The 19,368-nt window shown below is 40.3% G+C and carries 18 protein-coding genes; all 18 read left to right on the top strand.

Annotated elements, in window-relative coordinates:
- Complete coding sequence (locus tag ANG_RS07740) at nucleotides 1-1,143, top strand: glucose-1-phosphate adenylyltransferase (RefSeq protein WP_003025294.1); 1,143 nt, start codon at nucleotides 1-3, stop codon at nucleotides 1,141-1,143.
- Nucleotides 1,133-2,272: a glucose-1-phosphate adenylyltransferase subunit GlgD gene (gene glgD, locus ANG_RS07735; RefSeq protein WP_003037220.1), complete on the top strand. Its 1,140-nt coding sequence runs from the start codon at nucleotides 1,133-1,135 to the stop codon at nucleotides 2,270-2,272. Before ANG_RS07740 ends, glgD begins: the two co-directional genes overlap by 11 nt.
- Entirely contained in the window at nucleotides 2,269-3,699 is a 1,431-nt protein-coding gene (gene glgA / locus ANG_RS07730; protein ID WP_003037387.1) for a glycogen synthase GlgA, read from the top strand. Before glgD ends, glgA begins: the two co-directional genes overlap by 4 nt.
- Nucleotides 3,700-3,723: 24 nt before the next feature.
- Entirely contained in the window at nucleotides 3,724-6,120 is a 2,397-nt protein-coding gene (locus ANG_RS07725; protein WP_025271880.1) for a glycogen/starch/alpha-glucan phosphorylase, read from the top strand.
- Between the two features lie 333 nt (nucleotides 6,121-6,453).
- On the top strand, nucleotides 6,454-6,654 hold the full coding sequence (locus ANG_RS07720) for a F0F1 ATP synthase subunit C (protein WP_003025282.1): 201 nt from the start codon (nucleotides 6,454-6,456) through the stop codon (nucleotides 6,652-6,654).
- 39 nt (nucleotides 6,655-6,693) lie between these two features.
- Nucleotides 6,694-7,407: a F0F1 ATP synthase subunit A gene (atpB, locus tag ANG_RS07715; RefSeq protein WP_003037456.1), complete on the top strand. Its 714-nt coding sequence runs from the start codon at nucleotides 6,694-6,696 to the stop codon at nucleotides 7,405-7,407.
- 14 nt (nucleotides 7,408-7,421) lie between these two features.
- On the top strand, nucleotides 7,422-7,916 hold the full coding sequence (atpF, locus tag ANG_RS07710; RefSeq protein ID WP_003037243.1) for a F0F1 ATP synthase subunit B: 495 nt from the start codon (nucleotides 7,422-7,424) through the stop codon (nucleotides 7,914-7,916).
- The gene (locus ANG_RS07705; RefSeq protein WP_025271879.1) at nucleotides 7,916-8,452 is read left to right on the top strand and encodes a F0F1 ATP synthase subunit delta; all 537 of its coding nucleotides are present in this window, start codon (nucleotides 7,916-7,918) and stop codon (nucleotides 8,450-8,452) included. The genes atpF and ANG_RS07705 overlap by 1 nt, the downstream gene beginning before the upstream one ends.
- A 15-nt stretch (nucleotides 8,453-8,467) precedes the next feature.
- Nucleotides 8,468-9,973: a F0F1 ATP synthase subunit alpha gene (gene atpA / locus ANG_RS07700; RefSeq protein ID WP_025271878.1), complete on the top strand. Its 1,506-nt coding sequence runs from the start codon at nucleotides 8,468-8,470 to the stop codon at nucleotides 9,971-9,973.
- Nucleotides 9,974-9,988: 15 nt separating this feature from the next.
- On the top strand, nucleotides 9,989-10,867 hold the full coding sequence (locus ANG_RS07695) for a F0F1 ATP synthase subunit gamma (protein ID WP_003025271.1): 879 nt from the start codon (nucleotides 9,989-9,991) through the stop codon (nucleotides 10,865-10,867).
- Between the two features lie 34 nt (nucleotides 10,868-10,901).
- Complete coding sequence (atpD, locus tag ANG_RS07690) at nucleotides 10,902-12,308, top strand: F0F1 ATP synthase subunit beta (protein ID WP_003030503.1); 1,407 nt, start codon at nucleotides 10,902-10,904, stop codon at nucleotides 12,306-12,308.
- 10 nt (nucleotides 12,309-12,318) lie between these two features.
- On the top strand, nucleotides 12,319-12,738 hold the full coding sequence (locus ANG_RS07685; RefSeq protein WP_003069748.1) for a F0F1 ATP synthase subunit epsilon: 420 nt from the start codon (nucleotides 12,319-12,321) through the stop codon (nucleotides 12,736-12,738).
- A gap of 104 nt (nucleotides 12,739-12,842) precedes the next feature.
- Complete coding sequence (locus ANG_RS07680) at nucleotides 12,843-13,073, top strand: DUF1146 family protein (protein WP_018543445.1); 231 nt, start codon at nucleotides 12,843-12,845, stop codon at nucleotides 13,071-13,073.
- Between the two features lie 38 nt (nucleotides 13,074-13,111).
- Nucleotides 13,112-14,392, top strand: a complete 1,281-nt coding sequence (gene murA / locus ANG_RS07675) for a UDP-N-acetylglucosamine 1-carboxyvinyltransferase (protein ID WP_025271877.1) — start codon at nucleotides 13,112-13,114, stop codon at nucleotides 14,390-14,392.
- The gene (locus tag ANG_RS07670; protein WP_003037331.1) at nucleotides 14,385-14,561 is read left to right on the top strand and encodes a DNA-directed RNA polymerase subunit beta; all 177 of its coding nucleotides are present in this window, start codon (nucleotides 14,385-14,387) and stop codon (nucleotides 14,559-14,561) included. Before murA ends, ANG_RS07670 begins: the two co-directional genes overlap by 8 nt.
- 100 nt (nucleotides 14,562-14,661) lie before the next feature.
- Entirely contained in the window at nucleotides 14,662-15,507 is an 846-nt protein-coding gene (locus ANG_RS07665) for a DNA/RNA non-specific endonuclease (RefSeq protein WP_020999531.1), read from the top strand.
- A 291-nt stretch (nucleotides 15,508-15,798) separates the two neighbouring features.
- Nucleotides 15,799-17,535 (top strand): ABC transporter ATP-binding protein, encoded by a 1,737-nt coding sequence (locus ANG_RS07660; protein ID WP_003037228.1) that lies wholly within the window; start codon nucleotides 15,799-15,801, stop codon nucleotides 17,533-17,535.
- Nucleotides 17,536-17,544: 9 nt separating this feature from the next.
- Entirely contained in the window at nucleotides 17,545-19,314 is a 1,770-nt protein-coding gene (locus tag ANG_RS07655) for an ABC transporter ATP-binding protein (protein WP_025271876.1), read from the top strand.
- The last annotated feature ends 54 nt before the right edge of the window (nucleotides 19,315-19,368 follow it).

The following is a 19,368-nucleotide window of genomic DNA, read 5'->3' as shown; positions in this document are numbered from 1 at the left end:
ATGAAGAATGAAATGCTAGCTTTGATTCTTGCCGGTGGGCAAGGAACACGCCTTGGAAAACTCACTCAAAGTATTGCCAAACCAGCAGTACAATTTGGTGGACGCTACCGTATCATTGACTTTGCTTTGTCCAATTGTGCCAATTCAGGAATTCATAATGTTGGTGTCATTACTCAATACCAACCATTAGCTTTGAATAGTCATATTGGAAATGGTTCTAGTTGGGGACTGGATGGTATTAACACAGGAGTTTCTATTCTCCAGCCATATTCAGCAAGTGAGGGCAATCGTTGGTTTGAAGGAACTAGTCATGCGATTTATCAAAACATTGATTATATTGATACTATCAATCCTGAGTATGTCTTGATTTTGTCTGGTGACCACATTTACAAAATGGACTACGATGATATGCTTCAATCTCACAAGGACAACAACGCCAGTCTGACGGTAGCTGTTCTGGATGTTCCTTTAAAAGAAGCCAGTCGTTTTGGTATTATGAATACAGATGCCAATAACCGCATTGTCGAGTTTGAAGAAAAACCAGCTGAACCTAAGTCTACTAAGGCTTCTATGGGGATTTATATCTTTGACTGGAAACGCCTGCGTAATATGCTGGTAGCTGCTGAAAAGAGCAATGTAGATATGTCTGACTTCGGTAAGAATGTTATTCCAAATTATCTTGAATCCGGCGAAAGTGTCTATGCTTATGAATTTAAGGGATATTGGAAAGATGTTGGAACGATTGAGTCACTTTGGGAAGCCAATATGGAGTATATTGACCCAAACAATGCTTTAGACAGCCGGGATCGTCAATGGAAAATTTATTCACGTAACTTGATTTCTCCACCAAACTTCCTTGGAGAAAATGCTCATGTAGAAGATTCTTTGGTTGTGGACGGCTGTTTGGTAGATGGCACGGTTAAGCATTCCATTCTTTCTACGGAAGCTCAAGTGCGTAAAGATGCAGTTGTAGAAGATTCTGTGATTATGAGTGGTGCTATCATTGGTCAAGGTGCAAAAATCAAACGTGCTATTATTGGTGAAGGAGCTATCATTTCTGATGGTGTAGAAATTGATGGAACAGACGAAGTACAAGTTATCGGATACAATGAGAAAGTGGGGGTACCATCAGATGAAGATTGATAAATATTCAGCAATTTTAGGAAATACAGTTGGATTTCATGATATGTCTACTTTGACAAATCATCGTCCAGTTGCCAGTTTGCCGTTTGGTGGGAAATATCGTTTAATTGACTTTCCGTTGTCTAGCCTGGCCAATGCAGGGATTCGGAGCGTCTTTGGCATTTTCCAACAAGATAATATTAGTTCTGTCTTTGACCATATCCGTTCTGGACGTGAATGGGGGCTGTCTACTCTTTTGAGTCACTACTATCTTGGTATTTATAATACGCGCGTAGAAAGTTCTACTGTTGGTAAAGAATACTACGAGCAATTATTGACCTACTTAAAACGTTCAGGCAGCGATCAAACGGTAGCATTGAACTGTGATGTTTTGGTGAACATCGACTTGAACCAAGTCTTCCACTTACATGGTACAACTGATCAACCGATTACAGTTGTCTATAAAAAATTACCAAAAGAAGAAATTTCCGAAGTCAATGCTGTTTTGGAAATTGATGAAACAGATCATGTGAAAAATCACCATCTTTTTGATGATAAAAAAGATCAGGAGTTGTACAACATGTCAACGGATATCTTTGTTGTGGATACACCTTGGCTGATTGAAAAGTTGGAAATAGAAGCACAAAAAGAATTTCCTAAAAAATTACGTTATGTTTTACGTGATTTAGCTGCTCAGGAAAAAGCGTTTGCTTATGAATATACGGGTTATTTAGCAAATATTCATTCTGTCACTTCGTACTTCAATGCCAATATTGATATGCTTGATTCACAAAAATTCTATTCCCTTTTCTCTCCAAATCAAAAGATTTATACGAAAGTAAAAAACGAAGAGCCAACTTATTATGCAGTCGGTTCTAAGGTTTCAAATGCTCAATTTGCTTCTGGCAGTATTATTGAAGGAGAAGTGAGTGGTTCTGTCATTTCTCGTAATACTCGTATTAAAAAAGGAAGTCGTGTAAAAAACAGTATTCTTTTCCCACGTGTCCTTGTTGGCGAAAATGCTGTTGTAGACTATGCAATCTTAGATAAGGGTGTTGAGATTGCTGAGAATGTGACCGTTCGAGGAACAGTTGATAACCCAGTTGTTCTTAAAAAAGGCGAAAAAGTGACAGAGGATAGAATTCAATGAAAATTTTATTTGTAGCAGCAGAAGGTGCACCTTTTTCTAAAACAGGAGGTTTGGGAGACGTCATTGGCGCTCTCCCTAAATCTCTCGTGAAGGCAGGTCATGAAGTGAGAGTGGTGTTGCCTTATTACGATATGGTAGAGACTAAATTCGGCGACCAAATGGAAGACTTGTTCCATTTTGAAGTAAAGGTCGGCTGGCGCGGTCAATATGTCGGTGTGAAACGTACAGTTTTAAACGGTGTTACCTTCTACTTTATAGACAATCAATACTATTTCTTCCGTGGACATGTTTATGGCGATTTTGATGACGGCGAACGCTTTGCCTATTTCCAAATGGCAGCTGTTGAGTTAATGGAGCGAGTGGATTTTATTCCAGATGTTCTCCATGTGCATGATTATCATACAGCGATGATTCCATTTTTGGTGAAAGAAAAATACCATTGGATTCAGGCTTATCATGGTATTCGGACTGTTTTAACCATTCACAATTTAGAATTTCAAGGGCAATTTTCTGATGGCATGCTCTGGGATTTGTTTGGAGTGGGCTATGAGCGTTATGCAGACGGTACCTTGCGTTGGAATAACTGCTTGAATTGGATGAAGGCAGGGATTTTGTATGCAGATCGGGTGACAACCGTATCACCAAGCTATGCGCATGAAATCATGACCCCAGAATTTGGCTGTGGTTTGGATCAAATTTTACGAATGGAATCTGGTAAAGTATCAGGTATTGTCAATGGAATCGATACAGATATTTATAATCCAGAAACGGACAATTTGCTGGAGTACCATTTTAATAAGGATGACTTATCTGGTAAGTTAGCAAATAAGCGTGCTTTGCAGGAAAAAGTTGGTTTGCCTGTGCGAGATGATGTGCCTTTGGTAGGAATTGTATCTCGTTTGACTTGGCAAAAAGGCTTTGATTTGGTTGTGGATCAGTTGCACAATTTACTACAAGATGATGTACAAATCGTTCTTTTAGGTACAGGAGACCCGTCTTTTGAGCAATCCTTTGCTTGGTTTGGTCAAGCTTATCCAGAAAAATTATCTGCCAACATCACTTTTGATGTGAAATTAGCACAAGAAATTTATGCAGCTTGTGATATGTTCTTAATGCCAAGTCGCTTTGAGCCATGTGGATTGTCCCAAATGATGGCCATGCGTTATGGAACCTTACCTCTCGTACATGAAGTTGGTGGCTTGCGTGACACCGTTCAACCGTATAATGCCTACGAAGGAACAGGAACTGGATTTAGCTTTAATAATTTCTCAGGCTACTGGCTGAAATGGACGTTTGATATGGCTGTCAGTCTCTATCATAACGATAAAGAAGCATGGCAGTCGCTTCAAAAGCAAGCTATGGAGCGTGATTTCTCATGGGACACCGCTAGTCAGGCCTATAGCCATTTGTACCAATCTCTTTATTGATAGAAAGGAGTTTGCTATTCAGAAATGGAACTAACAAAAGAACAGTTTCTTCAAGATTTTAAAGATATTTTACATGAAGAACAGTTAATTAAGGTAGAAGATGCCACTCCGACAGAGCTGTTTCAAACCTTAGCACGTACGATTCGCAAATACATCACTCCTATGTGGTTGGAACGACGAAACAAACTAGTAGAAGACAAGCAAAAAATTGCTTATTACTTTTCTATTGAATTTTTGCCTGGGCGAATGCTGGAAACCAATTTACTAAATCTTGGAATCCTCGATGTTGTCAAAGAAGGATTTGATGAATTAGGTGTTGATTTTACAGCTGTCAAACAGGCTGAGTACGATATGGCGTTAGGAAATGGCGGTCTTGGTCGTCTTGCAGCAGCTTTTATGGATTCACTTGCAACCACAGGCTATCCGGGATTTGGTAATGGAATCCGCTATCGCTACGGACTTTTCAAACAAAAAATTGTAAATGGATATCAAGTCGAATTGCCGGATGATTGGTTTGGTAGTCTCGGAAATGTTTGGGAAACACGTAAGGATCACGATGTTGTAGATGTTAAAATCTTTGGAAATGTCTATCTGCAAGCCAACAAAGAAGGGCGAATGCTTCCCGTTTATGAAAATTCGCAAACTCTCCGTGCAGTACCTTACGATGTACCACAAATTGGTTTTGGAAATGACGTTGTCAACAATCTTCGTCTTTGGGATATCGAAATTCCTGAAGAATATGAGCTAGAATATCCAACAATTGAAGCACGCCGCAAAGTACAAGATATCACAGCTATTTTGTATCCAGATGATTCAAGCTATGAAGGAAAAGAACTGCGCTTGATTCAAGAATATTTCATGACCAGTGCCGGCTTGCAGACGATTATCAAATCTTATCGGAAGCAAGGGCTGCCTTTAGAGCAAATTCATGAAAAGGTATCGGTTCATATCAACGATACCCACCCAGCGGTTGCACCAGCAGAGTTTATGCGGCTTTTACTTGATGACTGCGGTCTTGAATGGGCAGACGCTTGGAATGCGACAGTTCAGACGATGAGCTATACCAATCATACCATCCTTTCAGAAGCCCTAGAAAGATGGGATGCGGAACTCTTTAAAAATGTTCTTCCTCGTGTTTATCAAATTATTCTTGAAATTGACAATCGTTATATTGCTGATATGGCTGCGCGTGGCATTGACCCACAAGTGATTGAACATACTCGGATTGTCAAAGATAATCAAATCCACATGGCGCATTTGGCGATTATTGGCGGTCATTCGGTCAATGGAGTGGCAAAACTTCACACAGAACTTCTCAAAGAAGATACGCTCCGTGATTTTTATGCCATTTATCCTGAAAAATTCAACAATAAAACGAATGGCATCATTCAACGTCGCTGGTTGCAAATTGCAGATGAACCATTGTCAAATGAAATTGATCGTTTGATTGGTAAGGGCTGGCGGACGGATATTCATGAACTTCGTAGACTCTTAGACTACAAAGATGATCAGCATGTTTTGAGCGAATTTTATAATGTTAAGCAGGAGGCTAAAGCACGCTTAGCAGCTTTCATCAAAGAATCTACAGGAGTGGAAGTGTCAACGGAAGCTATTTTTGATGTGCAAGTGAAACGGCTTCACGCCTATAAGCGTCAATTGCTCAATTTGCTCCATATTCTTAAACTATATTGGGATTTAAAAGACAATCCTGATAAAGATATGGTGCCACGTGTCTTCATTTTTGGTGCCAAGGCAGCGCCGGGTTATCATTTTGCCAAATCTGTTATCAAATTGATCAACGAAGTGGCTAATCTTGTCAATAATGATGAGAGTCTACAAGGCAAGCTAAAGGTTGTTTTCCTTGAAAATTATCGGGTCAGCTTGGCTGAACTCATCATTCCTGCTGCAGATGTGTCAGAGCAGATCTCGCTCGCTTCCAAGGAGGCTTCCGGCACATCTAATATGAAATTCATGATGACAGGCGCCATTACTCTGGCAACCCTTGACGGAGCCAATATTGAAATCAAAGATGAAGTCGGAGATGACAATATTGTAATTTTCGGTATGGACAAAGATGAAGTCTATGACCATTATGCCCGTCATGATTACTACTCACGTGGTGTTTATGAAAGCAATCCTGTGGTTCGCCGTGTGGTGGATAGTTTTGTGAATGGAACCATTCCAAATGTCCGGAATGAAGGTTCTGAGATTTATGAAGCTTTGATTACGCACAATGATGAATACTTCCTTCTGGAAGATTTTACTTCGTACGTAGCGGCTCAAGAAAAGATTGACCAACTCTATCGCGACAAAGAAAAATGGGCGCGCATGAGCCTTGTTAATATCGCAACATCTGATAAATTCACATCAGATGATACGATTGAACAATACGCCAAAGAAATTTGGAACCTGAAAAAGTAATAAGCTAGGGGCTGGAACTTAACCAGCCTCTTTGTTGAAAAGTTGCTCATACTTCCTGTTTATTTGACCTATCTAGAGATAGAAAGACTATGATTTTGTAGCAAAACGAAATTTAATAAATAGGAATCGCAGCTTCATATATCAATAGGTTATCTAGTGGGATCAAGTTCGTTTTACTACTATTCTAAAACCACAATTGTTGAGGATAGCCTACTTTTTTGGAAATTGAAAGAAATCCGTATAAAACGTTTCCAAAAGACAAAAACATTTGACAAAAAGAATTTTTAGGACTAAACTAAGTAAGTAAATTTTAAACATAAAGGAGAATTCATCATGAATTTAACATTTTTTGGATTATGTCTTGCCTGTATGGGTGTTTCGCTCGCTGAAGGTTTTTTAATGGCAAATCTATTTAAATCAGCATCACGTCAACCAGAAATCATTGGTCAGTTGAGAACGCTCATGATCATGGGGATTGCCTTTATCGAAGGTACTTTCTTCGTAACACTTGCGATGTCATTCATCATTAAATAAGAAAAGAAAGTTATCCTTTAGAAAAGGGGGTGGAGTTCGTTGGAAGAAAGTATAAATCCAACTATCACTTTAGGTCCTGTGACTTTTGATTTGACTCTACTTGCTATGTCTCTTCTAACTGTATTTATCGTATTTGCCTTTGTTTATTGGGCTAGTCGGAAAATGACGCTGAAGCCTTCTGGCAAACAAAATGTCTTAGAATACCTCTATGATTTTGTTATTGGCTTTACAAAGGGAAATATTGGCGATAAATATATAAAGAATTATTCTCTATTTATCTTTTCCTTATTCCTTTTCGTTGCAGTAGCTAACAATCTTGGTTTGATGGCAAAAGTGCAGACAACCAAGGGATATAACTTGTGGACATCTCCAACAGCTAATCTTGCATTTGACCTAGGATTTTCATTCTTGATTACCTTGATTTGTCACATTGAAGGGATTCGCCGACGTGGGGTGAAAGCGTATCTCAAAGCTTTTGTGACACCTGTTGGAATGACTCCAATGAATATTTTGGAAGAATTCACCAATTTTGCTTCTTTGGCTTTGCGGATTTACGGAAATATTTACGCGGGTGAAGTATTATCTGGCTTACTTGCGACCTTATCTCATCAGGCTGTCTTCTGGTATTCGGTAGCTTTTGTATTGAATCTTGTTTGGACTGCTTTTTCAGTCTTTATTTCATGTATTCAAGCCTATGTATTTACCATGTTGACATCTATGTATCTAGGTAAGAAAATTAACAGTGAGGAATAGAAGGGAGATAAGAGATGAATATTACTTTAGGTAGTCTTATTGGGGATTTTATCCTTGTAGCAGGCTCATTTCTTCTGTTAATCATTTTAATCAAGAAATTTGCCTGGGAGAATATCACAAGTACTTTTGAGCAACGTGCTAAAAAGATTTCAGATGATATTGATGGTGCAGAATCTGCTCGTCAAAAAGCAGAAGATTTAGCGCAAAAAAGAGAAACAGAATTAGCAGGTAGTCGTCAGGAAGCGACAACCATTATTGAGAATGCTAAAGAAACTGCTGAGAAAAATAAGGCAGGAATCTTGGCAGATGCAGCTGATGAAGCTGGACGTTTAAAAGAGAAAGCAAATCAAGAAATTGCTCAAACCAAAGCAGAAGCCTTGAACAGTATTAAAGGTGATGTAGCTGATTTGACTGTAAATCTTGCTAGTAAAATTTTAGGCCAACAGTTGGATCAAGAAGCTCACAAAGAGTTGATTGACCGGTACATTGACAAGCTAGGAGATGCTTAATGGACAAAAAAAGATTTGCGGTAGTTGAAAAATATACCACACCTTTTGTCCAACTTGTGATTGAAAAAGGGCAACAAAAAAATGTCTTTGAACAGCTTCATCAAATGAAAGACATTTTGGATGATACAAACTTAGTTGCCTTTCTATCGCACATTGGTGTTGATGATACAGAAAAAGAAAAAAGCCTTCGCTATTTTCAAGGATCTGATTCGCTTTTGATTGACAACTTCATTGAAGTTATTATTCACAATCATCGTGAAGATCTTTTTTATGATATTTTAGTAGAAAGTCTTCATCAGCTTGAAATGATTAGTAATGAATTTGAAGTGACGATTAAATCCATTCAGACTTTATCTGAGACTCAAAAATCCAAAATTATTCCAATTGTTGAGCGAAAATTTGGATTGCAAGTTCGTTCCTTAAAAGAAGAACTTGATGCGAGCCTTATTGGTGGCTTTATCATCACTGCTAATAATAAGACAATTGATGCAAGTATTAAACGTCAATTACAAACAGTAAAAGAAAAATTGAAATAGAAAGTGGTGTGAATTTTGGCGATTAACGCACAAGAAATCAGCGCTTTGATTAAGCAACAAATTGAAAATTTCCAGCCAAATTTTGACGTCACGGAAACAGGGGTCGTCACATATATTGGTGATGGAATCGCCCGTGCTCATGGTCTTGACAATGCAATGAGTGGTGAGCTGTTGATTTTTGAAAATGGCTCATACGGTATGGCACAAAACTTAGAATCAACAGATGTAGGGATTATCATTTTAGGTGATTTCACAGATATTCGCGAAGGGGATACCATTCGTCGAACTGGTAAAATCATGGAAGTGCCTGTCGGAGATGCTTTGATTGGTCGGGTTGTGGATCCGCTCGGTCGTCCGGTTGATGGGCTTGGCGAGATCAAGATAGATAAGACGCGTCCAGTTGAAACACCTGCTCCAGGGGTTATGCAGCGGAAATCTGTATCAGAACCGCTTCAAACAGGTCTGAAAGCGATTGATGCTTTGGTGCCAATCGGTCGTGGGCAACGGGAATTGATTATCGGAGACCGTCAAACTGGTAAAACAAGTATTGCGATTGATGCGATTTTGAACCAAAAGGGACAAGATATGATTTGTATCTATGTTGCCATTGGTCAGAAAGAATCCACGGTTCGTACGCAAGTAGAAACGCTTCGTCAGTATGGGGCGTTGGATTACACAATCGTTGTCACAGCGTCAGCTTCTCAACCTTCACCATTGCTGTTTTTAGCACCTTATGCAGGTGTAGCAATGGCAGAGGAATTTATGTATAGTGGCAAACACGTTTTGATTGTCTATGATGATTTATCAAAACAAGCGGTTGCTTATCGTGAACTGTCACTCTTGCTTCGTCGTCCACCAGGTCGTGAAGCTTTCCCAGGAGACGTATTCTATCTTCATAGCCGTCTTTTGGAACGTTCTGCCAAAGTTTCGGATGAATTAGGTGGTGGTTCTATTACAGCACTGCCGTTTATCGAAACGCAAGCAGGAGACATCTCCGCTTATATCGCAACCAATGTAATTTCAATTACAGACGGTCAAATCTTCTTAAGCGACAGTCTCTTTAATGCAGGTGTTCGACCTGCTATTGATGCCGGTTCATCTGTATCACGTGTAGATGGTTCTGCACAGATAAAAGCGATGAAGAAGGTTGCCGGAACCTTGCGTATTGACCTTGCTTCTTATCGTGAACTGGAAGCATTTACCAAGTTTGGTAGTGATTTGGATGCTGCGACACAAGCGAAATTGAATCGTGGTCGTCGGACGGTAGAAGTCTTGAAACAACCGGTTCATGAACCATTACCAGTTGAAAAACAAGTCGTTATTTTGTACGCCTTGACACATGGTTTCTTGGATAGTGTACCGGTTGATGATATTCTTCGTTTTCAAGCAGAACTGTTTGATTATTTTGATGCTCATCATGAAGACCTCTATGAAATCATTCGTACAACAAAAGACCTTCCAGAGGAAGCAGTCTTAGATGCTGCAATTACTGAATTTATCAATCAGTCTAGCTTCAAGTAAGAATAGAGGTGTCAGATGGCAGTTTCATTAAATGATATAAAAAATAAAATTGCATCCACAAAAAACACCAGTCAAATCACAAATGCTATGCAAATGGTATCTGCTGCTAAGCTAGGAAAGTCAGAAGAAGCGGCCAAGAATTTCCAAATCTATGCTTCTAAAGTCAGAAAGTTGTTGACAGATTTGCTTCATGGTCATGAAGTGCAAAATTCCAAATATCACCCTATGTTGATTAGTCGTCCGGTGAAAAAAACAGCTTATATCGTTATTACATCGGATCGCGGCTTAGTTGGCGGTTACAATGCGACCATTCTCAAATCCATGATGGAACTTTTTGCAGAATACCATGATAAAGATGATTTCGTCATTATTTCAATCGGTGGTATGGGCTCGGACTTCTTTCGGGCACGCGGGCTTCAGCCTATTTATGAATTACGTGGTTTAGCAGATCAACCGAGCTTTGATGAGGTTCGTAAAATCATTAGCAAAACGGTTGAAATGTACCAAAACGAATTGTTTGATGAATTATATGTTTGTTATAATCACCACGTCAATAGTTTGACCAGCCAAATGCGTGTTGAACAAATGCTTCCAATCGTGGATTTGGATCCAAATGAAGCAGACGAAGACTACGTTTTGAATTTGGAATTGGAATCTAGTCGCGATGTCATTTTGGATCAATTGTTGCCTCAGTTTGCTGAAAGTATGATCTACGGGGCAATTATTGATGCGAAAACAGCAGAAAATGCAGCTGGAATGACCGCGATGCAGACAGCAACAGATAACGCGAAAAAAGTTATCAATGATTTGACCATTCAGTATAATCGTGCTAGACAAGCAGCTATCACGCAAGAAATTACTGAAATTGTGGCGGGTGCAAGTGCACTAGAATAGTGTCACAGAAAATAAATATAAAGAGGAGAAAAGAATGAGCTCAGGCAAAATTGCTCAGGTTATCGGACCAGTCGTTGACGTTGCGTTTGCAGCTGGTGATAAATTACCTGAGATAAATAATGCACTTGTAGTCTATAAAAATGACGAAAATAAATCGAAAATCGTCCTTGAAGTAGCTCTTGAGCTTGGTGACGGAGTGGTTCGAACCATTGCTATGGAATCAACTGACGGGTTGACTCGTGGCATGGAAGTCCTAGATACTGGTCGTCCAATTTCTGTCCCCGTTGGGAAAGAAACACTCGGTCGCGTCTTTAACGTTTTAGGAGATACCATTGACTTGGAAGCTCCTTTTGGTGAAGATGCAGAACGTCAACCAATCCACAAAAAAGCTCCAACTTTTGATGAGTTGTCTACTTCATCAGAAATCTTAGAAACAGGAATCAAGGTTATTGACCTCCTTGCACCTTATCTAAAAGGTGGGAAAGTCGGGCTTTTCGGTGGTGCCGGAGTTGGAAAGACAGTCTTGATTCAAGAATTGATTCACAACATTGCCCAAGAACACGGTGGAATTTCTGTCTTTACTGGTGTTGGAGAACGAACACGTGAAGGGAACGACCTTTACTGGGAAATGAAAGAATCTGGCGTTATTGAAAAAACAGCCATGGTCTTCGGTCAAATGAATGAACCACCTGGAGCACGTATGCGTGTGGCTTTGACTGGTTTGACCATTGCTGAATATTTCCGTGATGTCGAAGGTCAAGATGTGTTGTTATTCATTGACAATATCTTCCGTTTCACGCAAGCAGGTTCTGAAGTATCTGCCCTTCTTGGACGCATGCCTTCAGCCGTTGGTTACCAACCAACACTTGCGACAGAAATGGGACAATTGCAAGAACGGATTACGTCAACCAAGAAAGGTTCTGTAACCTCTATCCAAGCTATCTATGTGCCAGCCGACGACTACACTGACCCTGCGCCAGCTACAGCTTTTGCTCATTTAGATTCAACAACTAACCTTGAACGGAAATTGGTACAATTAGGTATTTATCCAGCAGTAGATCCGCTTGCTTCTAGCTCACGTGCGCTTGCTCCTGAAATTGTCGGTGAAGAGCATTATGCTGTTGCAGCAGAAGTAAAACGCGTCCTTCAACGTTACCATGAATTGCAAGATATTATTGCTATTTTGGGTATGGATGAATTGTCAGACGAAGAAAAGACCTTGGTTGCTCGTGCACGTCGGATTCAGTTCTTCTTATCACAAAACTTTAATGTGGCGGAACAATTCACCGGTCAACCAGGCTCTTATGTGCCAGTTGCTGATACGGTTCGTGGCTTTAAAGAAATTCTTGAAGGTAAATATGATCATCTTCCTGAAGATGCCTTTCGCGGCGTTGGTTCTATTGAAGATGTGGTTGCTAAAGCTGAAAAAATGGGATTCTAAGAGGTGACTTATGGCTCAAATGACAGTACAAATCGTTACACCTGATGGTCTGGTTTTTGATCATCATGCAACGTTTGTTTCCGTTAAAACTCTTGATGGAGAAATGGGGATTTTGCCGCATCATGAAAACATGATTGCTGTTTTGGCTGTCGATGAGGTCAAAGTGAAGCGGATTGATGAAGAAGATCATGTCAATTGGATTGCGGTGAATGGTGGAATTGTCGAAGTTGCTGATAATTTGATTACCATCGTTGCAGACTCTGCTGAACGCGCTCGTGATATTGACATCAGTCGTGCTGAAAGAGCAAAATTGCGTGCCGAGCGTGCCATTGAAGAAGCACAGGAAAAGCATTTAATTGACCAAGAACGTCGTGCCAGAATCGCTCTTCAGCGTGCCATTAACCGAATTAACGTTGGAACAAGATTATAATACGAAAAGGCCAATTGGCCTTTTTTATAATGGCTTTTTTGTTATCGATACATGATTCGTGTCCGATAGTTTGCTCTCATCTATTTTTTTGGTATAATGGGGATATGATTCAGTTAATTTTTACGCTTAGTAGCCATATGATTTTTATTTTTCTTTCATTTCACTTGCTTTCTACTGTTGTGAATTGGGAAAAACTATTGAAAGTGAATGCTGACAATGCTTTTAGAATTCGTTTTTTGATTTTATTGCTTAGTATTGCATTAGGCTTTTTGCTCAGCTCTTTCTTCCTCAGTCTCTATACATTGGGACGTGATGTGTTTAATAGCAATTTATAAGATGAGAAAAGAAATACAATAAGTGTTTTGGAGAAAATATGGATAAAATTATTATACAAGGTGGTTCAAATCCGTTAGTTGGTTCGGTTAAAATTGAAGGTGACAAAAATGCTGTTTTGCCATTGCTTGCAGCCACTATTTTAGCAAAGACAGGAAAGACCATTCTTACAAATGTGCCAGTTCTATCGGATGTTTTTACGATGAATAATGTGGTTCGTTGGTTGAATACAAAAGTAACTTTTGAGCAGGAAGAAAACAAGATTACGGTGGATGCTACCCAACCATTGGGCGAAGAAGCGCCCTATAAATATGTAAGTAAAATGCGGGCTTCTATCGTAGTATTAGGTCCGATTTTGGCGCGTAATGGTCATGCCAAGGTTTCGATGCCAGGTGGCTGTACGATTGGAAGCCGTCCTATTGACCTTCATTTGAAAGGTTTAGAGGCAATGGGAGCAGAAATTAAGCAGACGGCTGGATTTATTGAGGCCAAAGCTAACCGATTGCATGGAGCTCATATTTACATGGATTTTCCAAGTGTGGGTGCGACGCAAAATATTATGATGGCAGCAACGTTAGCAGACGGTGTGACTGTTATTGAAAATGCAGCTCGGGAGCCTGAAATTGTGGATTTAGCTGTTTTGTTAAACAAAATGGGTGCTAAAGTCCGTGGTGCAGGTACGGAAACATTAACTATTACTGGGGTTAAGGAATTATCTGGGACAAGTCACAGCGTGGTCCAAGACCGTATCGAAGCCGGAACTTTTATGGTAGCAGCTGCTATGACAGGTGGCAATGTTCTTGTGCGAGATGCTATCTGGGAGCATAATCGTCCACTTATCGCGAAATTGATGGAAATGGGTGTATCTGTTACCGAAGAAGACGAAGGGATTCGGATTCGTTCAGATTTATCCAAGCTAAAAGCGGTCAATGTGAAGACTCTTCCGCATCCAGGTTTCCCAACAGATATGCAGGCACAATTTACAGCTTTGATGACGGTTGCCAAGGGTGAGTCTACCATGATTGAAACTGTTTTTGAGAATCGTTTCCAACATCTGGAAGAAATGCGTCGGATGGGTTTACATTCAGAAATTATGCGGGACACAGCTCGTATCGTCGGTGGTCAAGCCTTGCAAGGGGCAGAGGTGATGTCAACAGACTTGCGTGCGAGTGCCGCGTTGATTTTAACAGGCTTGGTTGCAGAAGGTGAAACAAAAGTAGGACAACTAACTCACTTGGACAGAGGCTATTACCAGTTCCATAAAAAGTTGTCTAACTTAGGTGCTTCTATTAAGCGAGTGAAGGAAGAAGACGATGAATAATGATTTGAAATACGTTGGAAAACAAGTTGGAATTGTTCTAGCAGTCTTGTTGCTTGGTTTGATTTTGTTTTCACTTGGCTTAGTTGTTGGCTACGGTGGCAAAAGTCCATGGGCTATTTTATCGCCAGATAAGTGGCAGGAAATCATCAGCAAATTCACAGGACAATAGACAATAATATTGATAGGAAAAAGGGAGTGAGACAGAGGTCGTGATTTCGTAGAAGTTGGCTTTGAGTCCCGCTTCCTATTTATTTAAAAAGGGAGGAGAAATGGCGAGAAAGAAATCCAACCAGAAAGTAACACAAAGTGTAGCTGGTCTGGTTATAGCACTGGTTCTTGTGCTAGGAGGTTATTCTTTTAGCAATCATCATAGTAGTACGAAGCCTTCTGACAGCACTGCTATTAATCGAAGTATTCGGACGAATCATGCAGCACCCAGTCAAGAATTAGCGCAGAGTGTTTTGACAGAATCCGTCAAGCGGCAGCTTAAAGGAAAGATCGAATGGAATGGAGCGGGAGCTTTCACAATCAACGAAAATCAAACAACATTGGATGCCAAAGTCGCAAGCGTTCCTTACGCGGATAATAAGACCAAGCTCGTCCGGGGTCAGACTGTTCCGACTGTAGCCAATGCTCTTTTATCCAAAGCCACTCGTCAGTATAAGAATCGTGAGGAGACAGGAAATGGCTCCACGACTTGGACACCTGCTGGTTGGCATCAGGTGAAGCATTTATCAGGTGAATATAATCATGCGGTTGACCGTGGGCATTTGTTGGGTTATGCTTTGATTGGCAACTTGAAAGGTTTTGATGCTTCGACCAGCAACCCGAAAAACATCGCTGTGCAAACAGCTTGGGCTAATCAAGCCAATACTGGTCATTCTACGGGTCAAAATTTTTATGAAACAAAGGTCCGCAAGGCACTAGACAAAAATAAACGAGTTCGGTATCGGGTGACTTTGATTTATGCCAATGAACAGGATTTGGTGCCGGTTGGTTCGCATATTGAAGGCAAATCTAATGACGGCAGTCTGGAAATAAATGTCTTTGTTCCCAACGTACAGACAGGACTTCGGCTAAATTATCAAACAGGAGAAGTGACTGTTACCAACTAGATTATTGCTAGTGTTGCATTTATATCATCTTTTTGTTATACTATTTTTACATGAGGTCGGACAAAAAGTATCTCAGCCTCTATCTAATTTAGTGATAAGCGAATGACGCAGTAGGTGATTGGACTCTTTATTCGCTTTTCAAGCTCGAAAGAGCACCTAATCACCTTTGCGGGGGTGGGACTACGAACTTAAATTTTTCAAGATAAGTTCTGTCCCACTCCCCCATTTTGTCTAAAAAGTACGTTGGTGCTTTTTTATTGTGGATTTGTTTTATGAGGAGAAAGGAGAAACATGAAGTATATTTGGTCTTATTTGAAAAAATATCCCAAATGGTTGATGTTGGATTTCTTTGGTGCTATCTTCTTTGTTGTGGTAAATCTCGGTTTGCCGACTGTTTTGGCACGAATGATTGATGAAGGGATTAATCGAGGAGATAGCAATCGTTTGTATTATTGGGCGATTGTGATGCTCATTGTCATTTTGCTAGGAGTCTTTGGACGGATTGTCCTTGCCTATGCTGCTGGGAAATTAACGACGAGCATGGTACGGGACATGCGCAATGATGTGTATGATAAATTGCAAGAGTATTCGCATCATGAATATGAGCAAATCGGCGTTTCGTCTTTGGTGACACGGATTACCAGTGATGCTTTTGTTTTGATGCAGTTCGCAGAGCAATCCCTAAAAATGGGTGTCATTACACCAATGATGATGATTTCTAGTGTGATGATGATTTTTTTCACTAGTCCTTCCTTGGCTTGGATTGTTGCAATTTCTGTTCCTTTCCTCGGCATTGTCGTTTGGTATATAGCAGTCAAGACTCGTCCTTTATCAGAAAAACAACAAAAAACTTTAGATAAAATCAATCAATACGCGCGTGAAAATTTAACGGGTCTACGTGTCATTCGGGCTTTTGCACGAGAAGAATTTCAAGAAGAGCGCTTTGCTTCACAAAATGAAATTTATGCGGATAACTCCAATCGATTATTTAAATTAACCGGTTTGACAGAACCGCTCTTTGTTCAAATCATCATTGCCATGATTGTTGCCATTGTCTGGTTTGCTTTAAAACCACTTGGTACAGGAGACTTGCAAGTTGGGGATTTGGTTGCTTTTATTGAATACAGTTTCCATGCTTTGCTGTCATTTCTGTTGCTGTCTAGCTTGTTTACTATGTATCCTAGAACTGCTGTTTCGAGTGAACGGTTAAAAGAAGTAATGGAAATGCCAATCTCAATCAATCCAAACGAAGACGGTGTTACGGAGACAGACAGTCATGGTTATTTAGAGTTTGACAATGTTACTTTTGCTTATCCCGGTGAGACAGAAAGCCCGGTGCTACATGATATTTCGTTCAAAACGAAACCTGGTGAAACGATTGCTTTTATCGGCTCGACCGGCTCAGGGAAGTCCTCATTGGTGCAATTGATTCCGCGTTTCTATGACGTGACACTTGGAAAGATTTTAGTAGACGGAGTGGACGTGCGTTCTTATAACCTAAAAGCGTTGCGGCAGAAGATAGGTTTCATTCCACAAAAGGCTTTGCTCTTTACCGGCACAATCGCAGAAAACCTTCGCTATGGGAAAGAAAATGCTAGTCGTGAGGAATTGGTGCAAGCAGCAGATGTAGCACAAGCGAGAGACTTTATCGAAAGCAAGGAAGAGCGTTTTGAAACGCATTTGGCAGAAGGTGGAAGCAATCTTTCTGGTGGTCAAAAGCAACGTCTCTCCATTGCGCGGGCAGTCGTAAAAGAGCCAGATATTTATATTTTTGATGATTCGTTTTCCGCTTTGGACTATAAGACCGATGCCATTCTTCGAAGTCGACTCAAAGAAGTTACGCAAAATGCTACTGTATTGATTGTAGCACAACGTGTGGGAACCATTATGGACGCTGACCAGATTATTGTCCTTGATAAGGGCGAAATCGTCGGTCGTGGAACGCATGAAGAATTGATGCAAGATAATGACATCTATCGCGAAATTGCCAATTCTCAGCTTAATAGTCAATCACTAACAGAAGAATAGGAGGGAAAGATGAAACAACATAGTTTTATGCGCTTGTGGAGTTATTTAAAAGTTTATAAACTCTCAGTAATCCTTGCTATCTTTTTGAAGGTGGTGAGTATTGTGATGAGCGTGCTAGAGCCTTTTGTACTTGGTCTTGCTATTACAGAATTGACACGAAATGTATTGGATATGGCAAAAGGAGTCGAAGGCGCCAGTATAAACACAACATATGTCTTTTGGGTAATGGCACTTTACCTTTTGCGTGGTTTGTTCTATGAAATTGGGGCTTACTATTCGAATTATTTTATGACCAATGCGGTGCAAAATACAGTACGTGACATGCGCAATGAGTTGAGTTCTAAAATTAATCAAATTCCAGTTTCTTACTTTGATAAGCATCAATTTGGAGATTTGCTAGGGCGCTTTACCAGTGATGTAGAGACTGTTTCAAATGCGCTTCAACAATCATTCTTACAAGTTGTAAATGCGGTTTTGACCATTACCTTAGTTATCGGAATGGTCTTGTATCTTAATTTTCAACTGGCTTTGATAGTGATTGCTAGCATTCCATTGACCTATTTTGGGGCGACTTTTATTTTGAAAAAATCACAACCGTATTTTAAAAAGCAAGCAGATACGCTAGGTGTCATGAATGGATTTGTTCAAGAAAATCTAACTGGTTTTAATGTGCTGAAACTCTATGGTCGTGAAGAAACATCTTCAGACGATTTTCGAGAAATCACGCAAAAACTCCAAGAAGTCGGGTTCAAAGCTAGTTTTATTTCTGGCTTGATGATGCCAATTTTGAACGCCGTTTCAGATTTGACTTATCTGCTTGTAGCAGTTGTTGGTGGTCTGCAAGTCATTTCTGGACAATTAACGATTGGGAACATGCAAGCATTCGTACAATATGTGTGGCAAGTAAACCAACCAATCCAAAACCTAACGCAATTGGCTGGGCGATTGCAGAGTGCTAAGTCTTCGCTGGATCGTGTTTTCCAAGTCTTGGATGAACCAGACGAAGTAACAGATGCGAAAGAGTGGCTGGAACATGATTTGACAGGTCAGGTCAGCTTCAAGCATGTTGACTTTCAATACGTGGAAAACAAACCGCTCATTCGAGACTTCAACTTAGAGGTTAAGCCGGGCGAAATGGTGGCGATTGTCGGTCCAACCGGTGCCGGAAAGACCACCCTTATCAATCTGCTCATGCGTTTTTATGATGTAACAGCAGGTTCAATTTCTGTGGATGGTCACGATATTCGCAACTTATCGCGCCAAGATTACCGCAAACAATTTGGTATGGTCTTGCAAGACGCTTGGCTTTATGAAGGAACAGTCAAAGAAAACTTGCGCTTTGGGAATCTGAATGCGACAGATGAAGAGATTGTGGAAGCCGCCAAAGCAGCTAATGTCGATCATTTCATTCGGACGCTTCCAGGTGGCTATAATATGGAAATGAATCAGGAATCCAGCAATATTTCGCTAGGACAAAAACAATTGCTGACCATCGCGCGAGCACTATTAGCCGATCCAAAAATCTTGATTTTGGATGAAGCAACCTCGTCCGTTGATACACGCCTAGAGCTCTTGATTCAAAAAGCGATGAAGAACCTCATGCAAGGACGAACAAGCTTTGTCATTGCTCACCGCTTATCGACGATTCAAGAGGCGGACAAGATTTTGGTTCTCAAAGACGGGCAAATCATTGAGCAAGGAACTCACGAATCGCTTTTAGCTGATAAAGGTTTCTATTACGACTTATATACAAGTCAGTTTGCTAAGAAAGAAGCCTAACGAATAAAGGAGCAAAAGAAAACTCCAATTAAACAATAAAACACGAACTCTGTC

The organism is Streptococcus anginosus subsp. whileyi MAS624, assembly GCF_000478925.1.
GTDB lineage: Bacteria > Bacillota > Bacilli > Lactobacillales > Streptococcaceae > Streptococcus > Streptococcus whileyi.
Note: the sequence above shows the minus strand (reverse complement) of the source record. Positions and strands in the feature narration are given on the sequence as shown.